Raw genomic sequence first — 14,493 nt, 5'->3', positions numbered from 1 at the left:
GCGCGCGCCACGCCATCCTGCCCGCAAGTTGCGGGAGGGGCATCGAATGGCGTGGGAAACGATCCGGGTAACCGAGGCTGGCGGCGTGACGACCATCGCGCTGAACCGGCCCGAGGTGATGAATGCACTGTCCTCGCTTCTGCGCCGCGAACTGGCCGAGGCGCTGCGGCAGGCGCAGACCTCGGCGCGCTGCATCGTGCTGACGGGCACCGGACGGGCCTTCTGCTCGGGGCAGGATCTGCAGGATGCGCAATCCATCGCGGCGGTCGATTTCGAGGGCATCCTCAACAATGAATATGTGCCGCTGCTGCGGCTGATCACCGACTGTCCGGTGCCGGTGATTGCGGCGGTCAACGGGGCGGCGGCCGGGGCAGGGGCCAATCTGGCGCTGGCCTGCGACGTGGTGATCGCCACCGAAAGCGCCAGCTTCATCCAGGCCTTCACGCGGATCGGGCTGATCCCCGATGCCGGCGGCACGCATTGGTTGCCGCGCCAGATCGGGCTGGCCCGCGCCATGGGGGCGGCCCTTTTTGCCGAAAAGATCAGCGCCCGGCAGGCCGCCGATTGGGGCATGATCTGGGAAGCGGTGCCCGATGCCGAATTCGAGGCGGTGGTGACGGCGCGGGCAGCGCATCTGGCCAATGGCCCGACCGTGGCCTATCGCGCGCTGAAACAGGCGCTTCGGACCAGCTTTGATCTTGACCTTGGTGGCGCGCTGGCGCTGGAGGCGCGGTTGCAGGGCGAATGTGGCCGCAGCGCCGATTTCCGCGAAGGCGTCATGGCGTTTCTGGAAAAGCGCGCGCCCCGGTTTCGCGGCGGCTGAACCGGCACCTTCCGGCGCGGGCGCGGCTGCGGCATAGTTCCGGTCGCCGTGACCGCCCCGGAGCCCCCGATGACCGACACCGACCGCGACGATGTTCTGCGCGCCTATTACCGGATGCGCCGCACCCTGGGTTGGCTGGGCCTGGCGCTGCCTTTGGTGCTGATCGTGGGCGGTCTGGCCAGCCAGCACAGCATAGAGCCGTCGATTTCCGACTATTACCACACGCTGATGCGCGACGCCTTCGTGGGCGTTCTGACGGCAATCGGGCTGTTCCTGATCGCCTATCCGGGCCATTCGCGGGGCAGGGGCGAACATGTCTCGGATGACCTGATGACAACGGTGGCCGGCATCGCGGCCTTCGGCGTGGCCTATTTCCCGAACGAGGTGCGGACCAATGCCAATCTGCTGGGCTCGATCACCCAGCAGGCTTTTGGCTACAAGGTTGCGGCGCTGGCGCATTACGCCAGTGCCATCGTCTTTCTCTGCGCCCTGGCGGCGGTCTGCCTGCGCAAGTTCGCCCGCACCGCCCGCCCGCTGCGCCGGCGCATCTACCGGGCCTGCGGCTGGACGATCCTGATCATGGCGGGCGCGGTCATCGTCGCGTCATGGTTCCGCATCCGCGGGCCGGAGGGGCCGCAGAAACTGGTCAGCGACGGGATGCTGATCCTGTGGTTCGAGGCCATCGCCATCTGGGCCTTCGCGGTGGCCTGGCTGGTCAAGGGCCGGGTCGAGGAACGGCTGATGCGGCGCCGCCGCGGCTAGAAGGCGTTGGCCAGCACGAAAAGCGCCGACTTGAGCAGCGCGTAGCCAAGGCCCGCGACATAGATCAGCGCGCCGGTCGCGGCGGCAAGGCCGATCATGATCCACACGCCGTCCCGTTCCAGAACGCCAAGGCCGATCAGACAGATCGCCACCGAGGGCGCCATGTTCGCAAAGGGAATCGGCAGCGCCAGCGCGATGGACAGGATCAGGCAGACCCCGCCGATCAGCCGCTGCGATACGGGCCAGGCCAGCATCTGAAGCCGCGCCTTCAACAGGCGCTCTGCCCGTTCCAGCCACGGGGTCAGCCGGGTGACCATGCCCGCGAAAGTGCTGCGCGGCATCGAGCGGCGGGCGATGACCTGCGGCAGCCAGGGCGAGATGCCCAGCATCATCTGGGTGGACAGGAAGATCAGCGGCAGGCCAAGGATGCCCGCCAGCCCCGGCGGCGAGGGCAGGATGTTCGGAAAGGCAAAGATCAGCAGCAGCGCCCCGAAGGCGCGGGCCCGCATGGTTTCCAGCATGTCGGCAATGGCCACGCGGTCGCGGCTTTCATCCTCGGCCAAGGTGGACAGGATTTCGCTCAGGCGCGGCGGCCGGGGGCGCGGTGCGGGCGGCGGGGGGCCGGGATGATGCGCCGACCAGTCGGCGTCGGGCACCACGGGTTGCGCCCCGGCCGCAGGAGGGCTGTCCTCTGTCACGGGCGGGCCGTGGCCTGACGCTCGCGCCAGGAAATATACACCGCCGAAGCAATCAGCATCGTCACACCTGCAAAGGTCCATCTGTCGGGCCAGTCGCCGAAATACCACCAGCCCAGGATGGTGGCCATCACGATTTCGGTGAAGGCCAGCGGCGCCAGCAGCGACGCCTCGGCATGAACATAGGCGCGGGTGATCAGCAGGTGGCCCAGTGTGGCGATCAGGCCGATGCCGATCAGCATCAGCCATTGCGGCACGGTTGGCGCCTGCCAGACCAGCGGCAGAAGCGCGGTCAGCAGGGCCGACCCGATGATATTGGTCTGGAAGGTCAGCACCGAGGCCTCGGCCCGGGCCGCCATGGCGCGGGTCATCACGAAATAGCTGCCAAGAGCAAACCCCGCCGCAAGCGCCAGCAGCGTGCCGGGGTTCATCTCGACAAGGCCGGGGCGGATGATAACCAGCGTGCCCAGAAACCCGAAGGCGACAGCGGCCCAGCGGCGCGGGCCGACCGTTTCGCGCAAGACCAGGGCGGAAAGGGCCGTGATCACCAGCGGGTTGACGAAGAAGATCGCCAGCGCATCTGCAATGGGAAGGTACTTGAGCGCCTCGAAGAAGCAGAAGGTTGCGCTGAACAGCAAAAGGGCGCGGCCAAGGTGTTGAAAAGGGTTTTCAGGTCGCAAGGCCGCTGGACCGGCCGCCCGCAGCGCGAAGGGCAGCGTGACCAGAGATCCGAAGACGGCACGCGCCCAGACCACCAGAACGATGGGCAGGCCGGCCTGTCCAAGGAACTTGGCCAGCACGTCGATGAAGGGCAGGATCGACATGGCCAGAAGCATGAGGCCGATGCCGATCAGGGGGCGCGGTTCTGTCATGCGGCCGGACCCTAGGGCCAAATGCCCGGGTCCGGCCGTCTGGAAACGACAGATCGCCGGTTGCGGCGATTATTGGCCGTGGCGGGCCAGCCAGTCCTGCATCCAGGCTATTTCCTGTTCCTGGGCTGCAATGATGCCCTCGGCCAGCTTGCGGATCTCGGGGTCTTTGCCGTGTTCCAGCACGATGCGCGCCATGTCGATGGCGCCCTGATGGTGGGGGATCATGCCACGGATGAAATCGACATCGGCATCGCCGGTGAAGGCGATGGTCATATCGCCGTGCATCTTCGCATTGGCCTCCATAAAGGCAAGGGTCGAGGCGCTTTCGGCGCCGGTCATCATGTGGCCGGTATGGTCCATGGTGCCTTCGGCCAGCAGGGGCAGGCCGGTCAGGGCAAACGTGGCGGCGGTGATCAGGGCAAGGCGGCGGAACATCGGGCATCTCCTGCGCGGTGGGACGGCCTCTCTTCTCGCAGGTTCCTGCGGCTGGAAGGAAAGTCACGTCCGGGTGAGCGGACACCAAAGGTGCAGGAGGAGAGAGCGACTGTGCGCGGCTTTGCACTTCACCGGGGCCCATACCGGGGCTAGTGTTGCATCCACATTGCGTGTTTTCGGATGTCGTGCCCATGGCCAAGCCCAATTCTCGCCGTCCTGTCGTTGGCATCATCGGCAACGCCCATGCGTTGAACGATCAGTATGAGGTGCACGCCGTTGGCCGGATGAATTCCGAGGCGGTGGCCGATGTGGCCGGCTGTCTGCCGCTGATCATTCCGTCTGACCCCCGGCTTGTATCGGTCGAGGATCTGCTGGACCTGTGCGACGGCTTTCTGCTGACGGGCGGGCGGCCCAATGTTCACCCCAGTGCCTGGGGCGAGGAAGAGACACCGGCCCATGGCGCCTTTGACCGGGGGCGCGATGCGATCACGCTGCCGCTGGTGCGGGCTTGCGTGGACCGGGGCCAGCCCTTCATCGGCATCTGCCGCGGCTTTCAGGAAGTGAACGTTGCCATGGGCGGTTCGCTGCACCCCGAGATCCGCGATCTGCCGGGGCGGATGAATCACCGGATGCCGCCCGATGGTTCGCTTGAGGAGAAATTCGCGCTGCGCCATGCGGTGCGTTTCACGCCGGGGGGCGTGTTCCACCGGCTGATGGGCGCGGAAGAGGTGATGACCAACACGCTGCACGGCCAAGGCATCGCGCGGCCCGGTGCGCGCATCGTGATCGACGGCGTGGCCCCGGACGGCACGCCCGAGGCGATCTATGTCCGCGACGCGCCCGGCTTTACCCTGTCGGTGCAATGGCACCCGGAATGGCAGGCGGGCGAAGACCCGGTGTCGCGCCCGCTGTTCCACGCCTTTGGCGCGGCCTGCGCCGATTGGGCTGCGGGCCGGCGCCCGATGGTGACAGGCGTCGCCTGACCGATTTGCCCTGTCGCGGACTTTGGCGCGCTAGATCTTCAGAAACAGCGTCAGCAGGGCCAGTGCGGCGGGCACCGCCTGCACGAACAGGATTCGGCGCGAGACGGTGGCGGCCCCGTAAAGCCCGGCAGCAATCACGCAAAGCAGGGTGAAGACGGCCATTTGCCAGCCTGCGGCCTGCAATCCCGTGACGCTGGCCCAGATCAGCCCGGCGGCAAGGAACCCGTTGTAAAGCCCCTGATTGGCCGCCAGCACTTTTGAGGTTTCGGCGAATTCGGCCGTGGTCCCGAACACCTGCCGTCCCTTGGGGGTGGTCCACAGCACCATTTCCAGAACCACGATGTAAAGGTGGATCGCCGCCACCACCCCGACCAACACTTGCGCAATCATGACTGTCCCCTGCTTGCCGCGCCCCTTGCCGCCGGTATAGTTAGCGCCAACATCGGGAGGGGTGCAATGAAACGCTCACGCATCAACGACATCATGGCGGCTGCGGATGAAATGATCCGCCATCACGGCTTTGCGCTGCCGCCGTTTGCCTATTGGTCGCCGGACGAATTCAAGGCCCGCGCGGCTTCGGCAAGCCGGGTGATTGGCGCGCGCTGCGGCTGGGACATCACCGATTACGGCGAAGGCCGGTTCGACGAGATGGGGCTTTTCCTGTTCACCCTGCGCAACGGCAGCCTGTCAGACCTGCAGCGGGGCGGTGGCATGTGCTATGCCGAAAAGCTGCTGATCAGCCGGCAAGACCAGCTTTCGCCGATGCACACCCATATCCTGAAGGCCGAGGACATCATCAACCGTGGCGGCGCGACGCTGGTGGTCGAGCTTTATGGCAGCGATGATCAGGGCCGCTTTGCCGAGGATCGCGGCGGGCTGGTGCGCTGTGACGGCATCGACCGGCCCTATGGCCCGGGCGACAAGCTGAAACTGGCGCCGGGGGAAAGCGTCACGCTGATGCCGGGCGACTGGCACGCCTTCTGGGGCGAGGGCGGCGATGTCCTGATCGGCGAGGTTTCGACCGTGAACGACGACCTGACCGACAACATCTTCCGCGAACCCATCGGCCGCTTTGCCGAGATCGAGGAAGACGTGGCGCCGACGCATCTGCTGGTCAGCGACTACGACCGCTGGCTGGGCTGACCGCCAGGCAGTTGCCGCCCATTGAAAAGGGCCGCCGATGGGCGGCCCTTTGTCATTCGCGATATGTGGCGTGCAGATCAGCCCTGCGGGCACTTGCCATCAACCAGCGGCACCGGGCAGGTCGCCGGCATCACGGTGTCTTCGGCCGGCGCTGCGGCCGGGGCAGTTGCCGCCGGGGCCGGCAGGGTGGTGGCGGCCGGTGCGGCCGGGGCTGGGGTTGTGGCCGGGGCCACCGCGGGCGTGGCGGCAGCCGGCCCGGTCACGATGGACGGCGGCGGCAGGACCGACAGCGCAGGCACCACGGCCGGGGCGGAGGCCTTCGGCTGCGCCGGGGCTGCGGTCTTCTTCACCGCCGGGGGCTTCGGAATCGACAGGCCCTTGGGCATTTCGCCCGAAGCGGTCAGCACGATCACCTTTTCCCCGCCGGTGACGCGCTCATACAGGTCCATCACGTCCTGGTTGATCATGCGGATGCAGCCCGACGAAGCGTTGCGGCCGATCGACTGCCATTCCGGCGTGCCGTGGATGCGGTAGCCGTAATCGACGCCGCCCGACGTCAGATAGATGGCGCGGGCGCCCAGCGGGTTGGTCGGGCCGCCCGGCTGGCCTTTTTCCCATTTCGACAGTTCCGGCTTGCGGGCGATCATTTCCTTGGGCGGGGTCCAGGTCGGCCAGGGGCGCTTGTTGGCAACAATCGCCTCACCCGACCATTGGAAGCCGGCCTTGCCCACGGCGATACCGTAGCGGATCGCCTTGTTCTTGCCGGTGACGTAATACAGAACCTTGTGGGCCGGGTCGATGATGATGGTCCCGGGCGCCTGATCGGTGGTGTAATCCACCACCTGGCGGCGATAGGGTTCGGGGATCTTCTCGACGGGCAGGGCGGGAACCGTGAACTGGCCATCGGACTTGGCCACATAGACGTTTTCCGTGACCACAGGTGCCGCAGCAGGCGCCGCGCCCGGAACCGTAGTCTCGACGCAGGCGCTGAGAAGACCTGCGGACAGAACCGCCATGGCAGAAAGTTTCAAAAGGGCGGAAAAACTGGTCGCGCGCATCGTTTGGCTCATTCTTTTCACGTTCCGGAAACACATGTTTCCGGCCACAATTTCCCGGACCCTAAAGGAAGCCCGCCGCTGCGTCAAACCGCGCTTGGGGGCCGGCGATGACAGGATTGTGAGAATCCTGCGTTTTCGCCGGCCCTTTGCCGCGACCGGAGCCCCGGTTCAAAGCGTGGTGCGCAGCGCCCAGAGTTCGGGGAAAAGCTGGATGTCAAGCATCCGGCGCAGATAGGCCACGCCCGAGGTGCCGCCCGTGCCGCGCTTGAAGCCGATCACCCGTTCGACCGTTGTCAGGTGATTGAAGCGCCAGCGGCGGAAGTAGTCCTCGAAATCCACCAGCTTTTCGGCAAGCTCGTAGGCCGCCCAGTGCTTTTGCGGATCGCGGTAGACGATTTCCCACGCGGCCTGAACGCCGGCGTCATGGACCCACGGCGCCCGCAGATCGCGCGTCAGCACGGCCTCGGGCACGGGCAGGCCATAGCGGGCCAGATGGCGCAGCGCCTCGTCATACAGGCTGGGGCGGGCAAGTTCGGCCTCAAGCCGGGCGGTCAGGTCGGGACGGTGGGCATGGGGCTTCAGCATGGCAAGGTTGCGGTTGCCGACGGCATATTCGATCAGCCGGTATTGCCAGGACTGGAAGCCCGACGACTGGCCAAGCCCGGCCCGGAAGGTGGAATAGTCGCTGGGGGTCATGGTCCGCAGCACATCCCAGGCGCTGTTGAGCTGTTCGAAGATGCGAGCGATCCGCGCCAGCATCTTGAACGCCTCATGCGGAGTATTGGCCGCGATCTTGCGGCGCGCGGCGTCCAGCTCGTGCAGGGCCAGACGCATCCAAAGTTCCGAGGTCTGGTGCTGGATGATGAACAGCATCTCGTCATGCGCGGGCGTCAGCATCGCCTGCGCATCAAGGATCTGGTCGATGCGAAGATAGTCGCCATAGGACATGCGGCCATCGAAGGCCATCTGGGCGCCATCCTCGGCGGGGTTGAAGGGGCAGGTGATCATGCGTTTTCTCCTGGTGACGTAAGATCGGATCAGGGACGGAAACGCAGCCTCCGGCAGGACAGGATCGACAGGTTGCCCAGACGCCGCCACAGCGCAACCCAGCCGGCGGGGCGGCACAGGGGCAGGCGCGGTGTGGCGGCGGCAAGCATGGCTCTGGTCCTCAGGTCACGCGGGCGCGGGCCTTGAACTGCGGCTGGTCCCACGATCCGGTGGTCATGATGCGGGCCAGGATCGCCGCGGCGCGGTCGATGTCGCCTTCGTCGATGTACAGCGGCGTGATGCCGAAGCGCAGGATGTCGGGCGCGCGGAAGTCGCCGATCACCCCTTCGGCGATCAGCGCCTGCATGATGGCATAGCCTTCCGCGTGGCGGAAGCTGACCTGGCTGCCGCGCTGACCATGATCCCGCGGCGTGGCCAGCGTCAGCATAGGGCAGGCGGCCTCGACCGCGGCGATGAAACGGTCCTGCAGGGCCAGCGCGCGGGCGCGCAGGTCGTCCAGATCGACGCCGGCCCACACATCCAGCGCGGCATCCAGCGCGGCCAGTTGCAGGATCGGCGGCGTGCCGACCCGCATCCGCTCGATCCCGGCGCCGGGGCGGTAGTCCAGATCGAAGGCAAAGGGCACCTCATGCCCCAGCCAGCCGGACAGGGCGGGGCGGGCGGCGTCCTGATGGCGTGGCGCCACATAGATGAAGGCCGGGCCGCCGGGGCCCGAGTTCAGATATTTGTAGGTGCATCCCACCGCGAAATCGGCCCCGTCGCGCGCCAGATGCACCGGGAAGGCCCCGGCGGAATGGGCCAGATCCCAGACCAGCAGCGCGCCATGCGCATGGGCCTTGGCGGCCAGCCGGGCCATGTCGTGGCGGCGGCCGGTGCGATAGTCCACCTCGGTCACCATGACCACGCCGACACTGCCGTCGATGGCGTCTTCCACCGCCTCGGGCGCCACGGTCTTTAGCGCGTGGCCGTCGCCCAGCGTGCGGACAAGGCCGTCCGCGATATACAGGTCGGACGGGAAGTTGCCGGTGTCGGACAGGATCACCCGCCGGCCCGGCACCAGTTCCAGCGCCGACGCCAGCGCCTGGTAGACCTTGATCGAGAGCGTGTCGCCCATGACGACGCTGCCCGGTTCGGCCCCCACCAGACGGGCGATCCGGTTGCCTACGCGGGCGGGCATGTCCATCCAGCCGGCGGTGTTCCAGCCGCGGATCAGCATCTGGCCCCATTCATCGGCCACGGTGGTCTGCAACCGTTCGGCCACGCCGCGGGGCAATGGCCCCAGCGAGTTTCCATCAAGGTAGATTACCCCTTCGGGCAGCAGGAACTGGCGTTTTGTGGCGGCGAAATCTGTGGTCATGGGGCGCTCCTCTTGGCCCTGTCATGCCTTACTGTGGCGGATTCCTCCAGCCCCGCCGTTCCGGGATGCGTCCTTGAGGCCGCTTGCGTTCCGGTCATGGCCTGCGCCAGTGTCGGCTGTCGCGGGATTTGCAGCAGGAGCAGGGCATGAAGGCGCTGGATTGGCCGCCGGTGTGGACGATGGCGGCGGTAGCCTTGGCCTGGGGTTTGGGCCGCGTCTGGCCCTGGGATTTCCTGTCGCCGGTCGGTCCGGCCCTGGGGATGCTGCTGGCGCTGGCCGGCGTTGCGCTGATGGCGGTGGCGGGGGCGCAGATGGCCCTGGCCCGGACCACGGTGATTCCGCGCCAGATGCCATCGGTTCTGGTGACCGGCGGGGCTTTCGCCTGGTCGCGCAATCCGATCTATCTGGGCGATCTGATGGTGGTCGCGGGCGCCTGCCTTGGCTTCAATGCGCCTTGGGCGTTGCCCCTGCTGGCAGGATTCGTCTGGATCATCGAAACCCGCTTCATTCTTGATGAAGAAGCGCGGCTGCGCGCCCGCTTTGGTGCCGGTTTCGACGCATGGGCGGCCGGCACCGCGCGCTGGCTGATCGGGGTTCCCTTTGGTAACGGCCTGCGGCGATGAGACATTCGGTCAATCCGCAATTCGGGATTGAAAGAAAGTTGCGCAACGCATAGGCACGAAGAACGATAACGGCCGCCACAGGAGGCTATGACGGTGAAAATCGGTGCTTTGACGGAAGTGTTTGCGGGTGAGAACCGGGTGGCGATGACGCCAGAGTCGGCGCTTGCCATTCAGAAGCTGGGCCATAGCTGCTGCATCCAGTCGGGTGCGGGCGACAAGGCCGGCTTCACCGATGCCGCCTATGCGGCGGCAGGGGTCGATGTGCTGGCCGATGCCAAGGCCGTGCTCGCGGCCGCCGATGTGGTGGTCAAGGTGCGTGGCCCCGAGGAAAAGGAAGCCAAGGCGCTGCGGCAGGGGCAGACCCTGATCAGCTTCTTCTGGCCGGCGCAGAACCCGGACCTTCTGGAAACCGTCAAGGCACAGGGCGCGTCCGTCATTGCCATGGACATGGTGCCGCGGATTTCCCGCGCGCAGAAGATGGATGCGCTGTCCTCGACGGCCAATCTGGCCGGCTACCGCGCGGTGATCGAGGCGGCGAACAACTTTCCCCGCTTCTTCACCGGGCAGGTCACGGCAGCGGGCAAGGTGCCGCCGGCCAAGGTGCTGGTGGTGGGGGCGGGTGTGGCCGGTCTGGCCGCGATCGGCGCCAGCGTCAGCCTGGGCGCCATCACCTATGCCTTCGATGTGCGTCCCGAAGTGGCCGAACAGATTGAATCCATGGGGGCCGAGTTCGTCTATCTCGACTTCGCCGAACAGACGCAGGACGGCGCGGCGACGGGCGGCTATGCGGCGCCTTCCAGCCCCGAGTTCCGCGAGGCCCAGCTCAAGAAATTCCGCGAGCTGGCCCCGGAAATGGACATCGTGATCACCACAGCGCTGATCCCGGGCCGCCCGGCCCCGAAGCTGTGGACCGAGGACATGGTGCGCGCGATGAAGCGCGGCAGCGTGATCGTCGATCTGGCGGCAGAGCGCGGCGGCAACTGCGACCTGACGGTGCCGGACCAGAAGATCGTCACCGACAATGGCGTGACCATCGTCGGCTATACCGATTTCCCCAGCCGGATGGCGACGCAGGCCTCAAGCCTTTATTCCAACAATATCCGTCACATGCTGGCGGACCTTACACCGAAGAAGGATGGCGTCATCGTCCACAACATGGAAGATGACGTGATCCGTGGCGCCACGGTGGCGCATGACGGGGCGATCACCTATCCGCCGCCGCCGCCCAAGGTTCAGGCCATTGCAGCCGCCAAGCCGAAGGAAAAGGCCAGGGAACTGACCCCGGAAGAACGCCGGGCGCAAGAGGTTGCGGCTTTCAAGCAGCAGACCCGCAATCAGGTGGTCATGCTGGCCGCCGGCGGGGCGCTGATGGGTCTGGTGGGGCTGTATGCCCCCGCCAGCTTTATGTCGCATTTCATCGTTTTCGTGCTGGCCTGTTTCGTGGGCTTCCAGGTGATCTGGAACGTCAGCCACAGCCTGCACACGCCGCTGATGGCGGTGACCAACGCGATTTCCGGCATCATCGTGCTGGGGGCGCTGTTGCAGATCGGGTCAGGCAACTTCTTCGTGCTGATCCTGGCGGCGGTCTCGGTTCTGATCGCCACTATCAATATCGTCGGCGGCTTCCTGGTCACGCGCCGGATGCTGGCCATGTTCCAGAAGTCGTGAGGGTAGGGCCATGAGCATCGGATTGACCCAGGGCGCCTATATCGCGGCTGCCGTTCTGTTCATTCTCAGCCTTGGCGGGCTGTCGGGCCAGGAAAGCGCCAAGCGCGCCGTCTGGTACGGCATCGTCGGCATGGCGATTGCCGTCATTGGCACCATCTTCGGACCGGAAGTCAGCCTTGGCTTCTTCGGCTGGTTCTTCCTGATCGTCATGCTGGCCGGGGGCTCGGCGCTTGGTTACATGGCGGCGACGCGGGTGCAGATGACCGAGATGCCGCAGCTTGTGGCAGCGCTGCATAGCTTCGTTGGTCTCGCGGCGGTGTTCATCGGGCTGAACGCCCATATCGAGGCCGCCCGCGTGGCCGCGATGGATGAAACGGCGCGGTCGGCGCTGGCGGGCTTTGCCGCCGTTCTGGCGCACAAGACGGCGGTCGAGATCAACATCCTGCGGGTCGAGGTCTTTCTTGGCATCTTCATCGGGGCCGTCACCTTCACCGGATCGGTCGTGGCTTTTGGCAAGCTGGCGGGCAAGGTGGATGGCAAGGCCAAGCAGTTGCAGGGCGGGCATCTGCTGAACGCGGGGGCGGCGATCCTGTCGCTGCTGATGCTGGTGCTTTACCTCAAGACCGCGTCGATCTTCCCGCTGTTCCTGATGACGGCGCTGGCGCTGTTCATCGGCTATCACCTGATCATGGGCATCGGCGGCGCCGACATGCCGGTCGTGGTGTCGATGCTGAACAGCTATTCCGGCTGGGCGGCGGCGGCTATCGGCTTCACGCTGGGCAACGACCTTCTGATCGTGACCGGCGCATTGGTGGGGTCTTCGGGGGCCATCCTCAGCTACATCATGTGCAAGGCGATGAACCGCAGCTTCATCAGCGTGATCCTGGGCGGGTTCGGCAATGCCTCTGGCCCGGCGATGGAGATCGCGGGTGAGCAGGTTGCGATTGATGCCGAGGGAGTGGCGGCGGCTTTGAACGATGCCGACAGCGTGATCATCGTGCCGGGATATGGCATGGCGGTGGCGCAGGCGCAGCAGTCGGTCAGCGAGCTGACGCGGAAGCTGCGGGCGCGGGGGAAAGAGGTGCGTTTCGCCATCCATCCGGTGGCGGGCCGCCTGCCGGGGCACATGAACGTGCTGCTGGCCGAGGCCAAGGTTCCCTATGACATCGTGCTGGAAATGGATGAAATCAATGAAGATTTTCCGTCTACCGATGTGGTGATCGTCATTGGGTCCAATGACATCGTGAACCCGGCGGCGCAGGAAGATCCCAATTCCCCCATCGCCGGGATGCCGGTGTTGGAGGTCTGGAAGGCCAAGCAGGTGTTCGTCAGCAAGCGCGGGCAGGGCACGGGCTATTCCGGCATCGAGAACCCGTTGTTCTATAAGGACAATACCCGGATGTTCTATGGCGATGCCAAGAAAAGCCTGGATGCGCTGATCCCGATGATCGACTGAGATCGCGGGAAACCGGACACAGGGGGCGGCCCGTCGGGGCCGCCCTTTTTCATGGCGCCGCCCCCTGCTGCGGAACAGGCATCTTGCGTGCATCCGACGTGCAGAAAACAGTCATACCCTGCGGCAGACGCCAAATTCCGGCGTCCGGCAGCCGGCAGGCCCACAGGTCCGTTGACAGACGAGGGGGCTGCTGCCCTATGGTGCGGCTCTGGGATCTCTGTGCCGTGCCTTGTGTCTTTGCCGGTCTGCAGGGCGAGGACATCGGTCAGCCGGGCGAGACCCGAGCAATGAAAAGCGGGCAAACCGCTGTGCACTGACCCAAAGTCAACCAGGGAGAACGAACTTGACCACGCTTACCCCCCTTAGCCGCCGCCGGTTCCTGAAGACCTCGGCGGCGGGCGCCGGTCTTCTGGCCGCGCCTGCCCTTATTTCGTCCAAGGCGCTGGCCTCATCGGGCGAAATCAACTTCGTCGGCTGGGCGGGCTATCCCGCCCTGACCGAAAAGGTGTTTCCGGCCTTCGAGAAGGCCACCGGCATCAAGGTGAACTTCAAGGAACTGCCCGATCAGGACACGATGTTCGCGGAAGCCAAGGTCGCGCTGGAGGCCGGCGGCATCGACGTGATCGAGCCGACGCTGGACCGCTGGGGCGGCTGGAACTCGAACGGCCTGCTGGCGCCGTTCGACGAAGCCAAGCTGGCGATGTCGAACTATCTGCCGGGTCTGGCCGATGGCGCGGCGGGCGACCGTTCGCGCGCCGATGGCAAGCTGTTCTATGTCCCGTCGGTCTGGGGCACGGAATCGCTGGTGGTGAACGAGGCCGATGCCAAGCTGTCGACCCCGCCCAGCCTGGGCGACCTGTTCAACGCCGAGAACCAGGCCGTGCTGCGGCCCCATTCGACGCTGGCAGCCATGGGCCGCTGGCTGGATGCGACCGGCAAGCTGCCGCGCCCGTGGATGGACGGCTATACCGACATGGCCGCGATGACCGAGCTGTGGGACATTGCGCTGGCCGAGGCGATCAAGGCCAAGGGCAATGTGGTGCAGTGGTGGTCGGGCGAGAACGAGGCCAATGCCGGGTTCACCGCGAACGGCGCCACCATCGGCCTGTGCTGGGATTCCACCGGCTTCAACCTGCGCAAGGACGGCTACAAATATGTTGCCCCGGTGGAAGGGGCCTTTGCCTGGCATCAGGGCTTTGTGCTGATGAAGAACGCCAAGAACGTCGATCAGGCGCATGAGTTCGTGAAATACGTCTCGACCGCCGAAGGGGCGGCGGGCTGGGCTTCGGCCTTCTCGTCCAACCCGGTGGGCAAGGGCGCGGCCGATCTGATGGACCCGGAAGTTTCGGCCTATTACAACGGCACCTTCAACGACGAGGCGCTGGCCAAGCTGTGGTGGTGGCCCGAGCAATCGGCCGAGTTCATCGCCAAGCGGACCGAATACGCCGACAAGTACAAGGCGGCCTGACACCGCCGGGGGCGCGGCAGAGCGCGCCCCGTTTGATAGGCGGAAGGCGGCGTGCGGATTCGCGCGCCGCCTTATTTTTGTTCACTTTTCTGTCGCTTGACCGTTACATGGGCGTGGCAAGGCACCGCTCAGCGCGCCTTGC

At 65.9% G+C, this 14,493-nt stretch carries 15 protein-coding genes; 8 read left to right on the top strand and 7 right to left on the bottom strand.

Translation table 11 applies throughout. The features are described 5' to 3' along the window. Window positions 1-46 precede the first annotated feature (46 nt). Together B6K69_RS03010 and B6K69_RS03005 are read left to right on the top strand one after the other, a co-directional pair. Window positions 47-823 carry an enoyl-CoA hydratase-related protein gene (locus B6K69_RS03010; RefSeq protein ID WP_108642729.1) on the top strand — a complete coding sequence of 259 codons (777 nt, stop codon included), beginning with the start codon at window positions 47-49 and terminating at the stop codon, window positions 821-823. Between the two features lie 69 nt (window positions 824-892). Beyond that, the gene (locus tag B6K69_RS03005) at window positions 893-1,585 is read left to right on the top strand and encodes a hypothetical protein (RefSeq protein ID WP_108642728.1); all 693 of its coding nucleotides are present in this window, start codon (window positions 893-895) and stop codon (window positions 1,583-1,585) included. On the opposite strand, the gene B6K69_RS03000 is transcribed toward B6K69_RS03005, so the two are convergent. The 3 genes from B6K69_RS03000 to copM form a co-directional block, all read right to left on the bottom strand. Then, on the bottom strand, window positions 1,582-2,283 hold the full coding sequence (locus B6K69_RS03000) for an exopolysaccharide biosynthesis protein (RefSeq protein WP_228156793.1): 702 nt from the start codon (window positions 2,281-2,283) through the stop codon (window positions 1,582-1,584). The genes B6K69_RS03005 and B6K69_RS03000 overlap by 4 nt on opposite strands. Then, window positions 2,280-3,152 (bottom strand): DMT family transporter, encoded by an 873-nt coding sequence (locus B6K69_RS02995; RefSeq protein WP_108642726.1) that lies wholly within the window; start codon window positions 3,150-3,152, stop codon window positions 2,280-2,282. Before B6K69_RS02995 ends, B6K69_RS03000 begins: the two co-directional genes overlap by 4 nt. A 69-nt stretch (window positions 3,153-3,221) precedes the next feature. Beyond that, window positions 3,222-3,587, bottom strand: a complete 366-nt coding sequence (gene copM, locus B6K69_RS02990) for a CopM family metallochaperone (RefSeq protein ID WP_108642725.1) — start codon at window positions 3,585-3,587, stop codon at window positions 3,222-3,224. Between the two features lie 191 nt (window positions 3,588-3,778). Between copM and B6K69_RS02985 the strand changes: the two genes are divergently transcribed. Continuing rightward, window positions 3,779-4,570 (top strand): gamma-glutamyl-gamma-aminobutyrate hydrolase family protein, encoded by a 792-nt coding sequence (locus tag B6K69_RS02985; protein ID WP_108642724.1) that lies wholly within the window; start codon window positions 3,779-3,781, stop codon window positions 4,568-4,570. 30 nt (window positions 4,571-4,600) lie between these two features. Here B6K69_RS02985 and B6K69_RS02980 read toward each other — a convergent pair whose 3' ends face one another. After that, window positions 4,601-4,960, bottom strand: coding sequence for a DUF1304 domain-containing protein (locus tag B6K69_RS02980; RefSeq protein WP_108642723.1), 360 nt, complete (start codon window positions 4,958-4,960; stop codon window positions 4,601-4,603). Window positions 4,961-5,026: 66 nt separating this feature from the next. On the opposite strand from B6K69_RS02980, the gene B6K69_RS02975 reads away from it, so the two are divergent. Next, the gene (locus B6K69_RS02975; protein ID WP_108642722.1) at window positions 5,027-5,713 is read left to right on the top strand and encodes a D-lyxose/D-mannose family sugar isomerase; all 687 of its coding nucleotides are present in this window, start codon (window positions 5,027-5,029) and stop codon (window positions 5,711-5,713) included. A 77-nt stretch (window positions 5,714-5,790) separates the two neighbouring features. Here B6K69_RS02975 and B6K69_RS02970 read toward each other — a convergent pair whose 3' ends face one another. The 3 genes from B6K69_RS02970 to kynU all read right to left on the bottom strand — a co-directional run bounded on the left by B6K69_RS02970 (window position 5,791) and on the right by kynU (window position 9,136). Then, entirely contained in the window at window positions 5,791-6,771 is a 981-nt protein-coding gene (locus B6K69_RS02970) for a L,D-transpeptidase (protein ID WP_228156792.1), read from the bottom strand. A gap of 168 nt (window positions 6,772-6,939) precedes the next feature. Next, window positions 6,940-7,776, bottom strand: a complete 837-nt coding sequence (gene kynA / locus B6K69_RS02965) for a tryptophan 2,3-dioxygenase (protein ID WP_108644748.1) — start codon at window positions 7,774-7,776, stop codon at window positions 6,940-6,942. Between the two features lie 163 nt (window positions 7,777-7,939). After that, complete coding sequence (kynU, locus tag B6K69_RS02960) at window positions 7,940-9,136, bottom strand: kynureninase (protein ID WP_108642721.1); 1,197 nt, start codon at window positions 9,134-9,136, stop codon at window positions 7,940-7,942. A gap of 146 nt (window positions 9,137-9,282) precedes the next feature. Here kynU and B6K69_RS02955 point away from each other — a divergent pair, with 146 nt between their 5' ends. The 4 genes from B6K69_RS02955 to B6K69_RS02940 all read left to right on the top strand — a co-directional run bounded on the left by B6K69_RS02955 (window position 9,283) and on the right by B6K69_RS02940 (window position 14,351). After that, window positions 9,283-9,759: a methyltransferase family protein gene (locus tag B6K69_RS02955; protein WP_108642720.1), complete on the top strand. Its 477-nt coding sequence runs from the start codon at window positions 9,283-9,285 to the stop codon at window positions 9,757-9,759. 93 nt (window positions 9,760-9,852) lie between these two features. Further along, window positions 9,853-11,427: a Re/Si-specific NAD(P)(+) transhydrogenase subunit alpha gene (locus B6K69_RS02950; RefSeq protein ID WP_108644747.1), complete on the top strand. Its 1,575-nt coding sequence runs from the start codon at window positions 9,853-9,855 to the stop codon at window positions 11,425-11,427. A gap of 10 nt (window positions 11,428-11,437) precedes the next feature. Continuing rightward, entirely contained in the window at window positions 11,438-12,883 is a 1,446-nt protein-coding gene (locus tag B6K69_RS02945) for an NAD(P)(+) transhydrogenase (Re/Si-specific) subunit beta (RefSeq protein WP_108642719.1), read from the top strand. A 343-nt stretch (window positions 12,884-13,226) separates the two neighbouring features. Next, complete coding sequence (locus B6K69_RS02940; protein ID WP_123876520.1) at window positions 13,227-14,351, top strand: extracellular solute-binding protein; 1,125 nt, start codon at window positions 13,227-13,229, stop codon at window positions 14,349-14,351. The last annotated feature ends 142 nt before the right edge of the window (window positions 14,352-14,493 follow it).

The sequence above is a fragment of the Pseudogemmobacter blasticus genome (assembly GCF_003071405.1).
GTDB classification, from domain to species: Bacteria; Pseudomonadota; Alphaproteobacteria; order Rhodobacterales; family Rhodobacteraceae; genus Pseudogemmobacter; species Pseudogemmobacter blasticus.
The sequence above is the reverse complement of the archived record's forward strand: the minus strand, read 5'-3'. Positions and strand labels throughout refer to the sequence as shown.

Bases quoted from the DNA above. Each gene is read 5' to 3' on its own strand.
- B6K69_RS03010 (WP_108642729.1), top strand. From the start codon at position 47: ATGGCGTGGGAAACGATCCGGGTAACCGAGGCTGGCGGCGTGACGACC.
- B6K69_RS03005 (WP_108642728.1), top strand. From the start codon at position 893: ATGACCGACACCGACCGCGACGATGTTCTGCGCGCCTATTACCGGATG.
- B6K69_RS02995 (WP_108642726.1), bottom strand. From the start codon at position 3,152: ATGACAGAACCGCGCCCCCTGATCGGCATCGGCCTCATGCTTCTGGCC.
- copM (WP_108642725.1), bottom strand. From the start codon at position 3,587: ATGTTCCGCCGCCTTGCCCTGATCACCGCCGCCACGTTTGCCCTGACC.
- B6K69_RS02985 (WP_108642724.1), top strand. From the start codon at position 3,779: ATGGCCAAGCCCAATTCTCGCCGTCCTGTCGTTGGCATCATCGGCAAC.
- B6K69_RS02980 (WP_108642723.1), bottom strand. From the start codon at position 4,960: ATGATTGCGCAAGTGTTGGTCGGGGTGGTGGCGGCGATCCACCTTTAC.
- B6K69_RS02975 (WP_108642722.1), top strand. From the start codon at position 5,027: ATGAAACGCTCACGCATCAACGACATCATGGCGGCTGCGGATGAAATG.
- B6K69_RS02970 (WP_228156792.1), bottom strand. From the start codon at position 6,771: ATGCGCGCGACCAGTTTTTCCGCCCTTTTGAAACTTTCTGCCATGGCG.
- kynU (WP_108642721.1), bottom strand. From the start codon at position 9,136: ATGACCACAGATTTCGCCGCCACAAAACGCCAGTTCCTGCTGCCCGAA.
- B6K69_RS02955 (WP_108642720.1), top strand. From the start codon at position 9,283: ATGAAGGCGCTGGATTGGCCGCCGGTGTGGACGATGGCGGCGGTAGCC.
- B6K69_RS02945 (WP_108642719.1), top strand. From the start codon at position 11,438: ATGAGCATCGGATTGACCCAGGGCGCCTATATCGCGGCTGCCGTTCTG.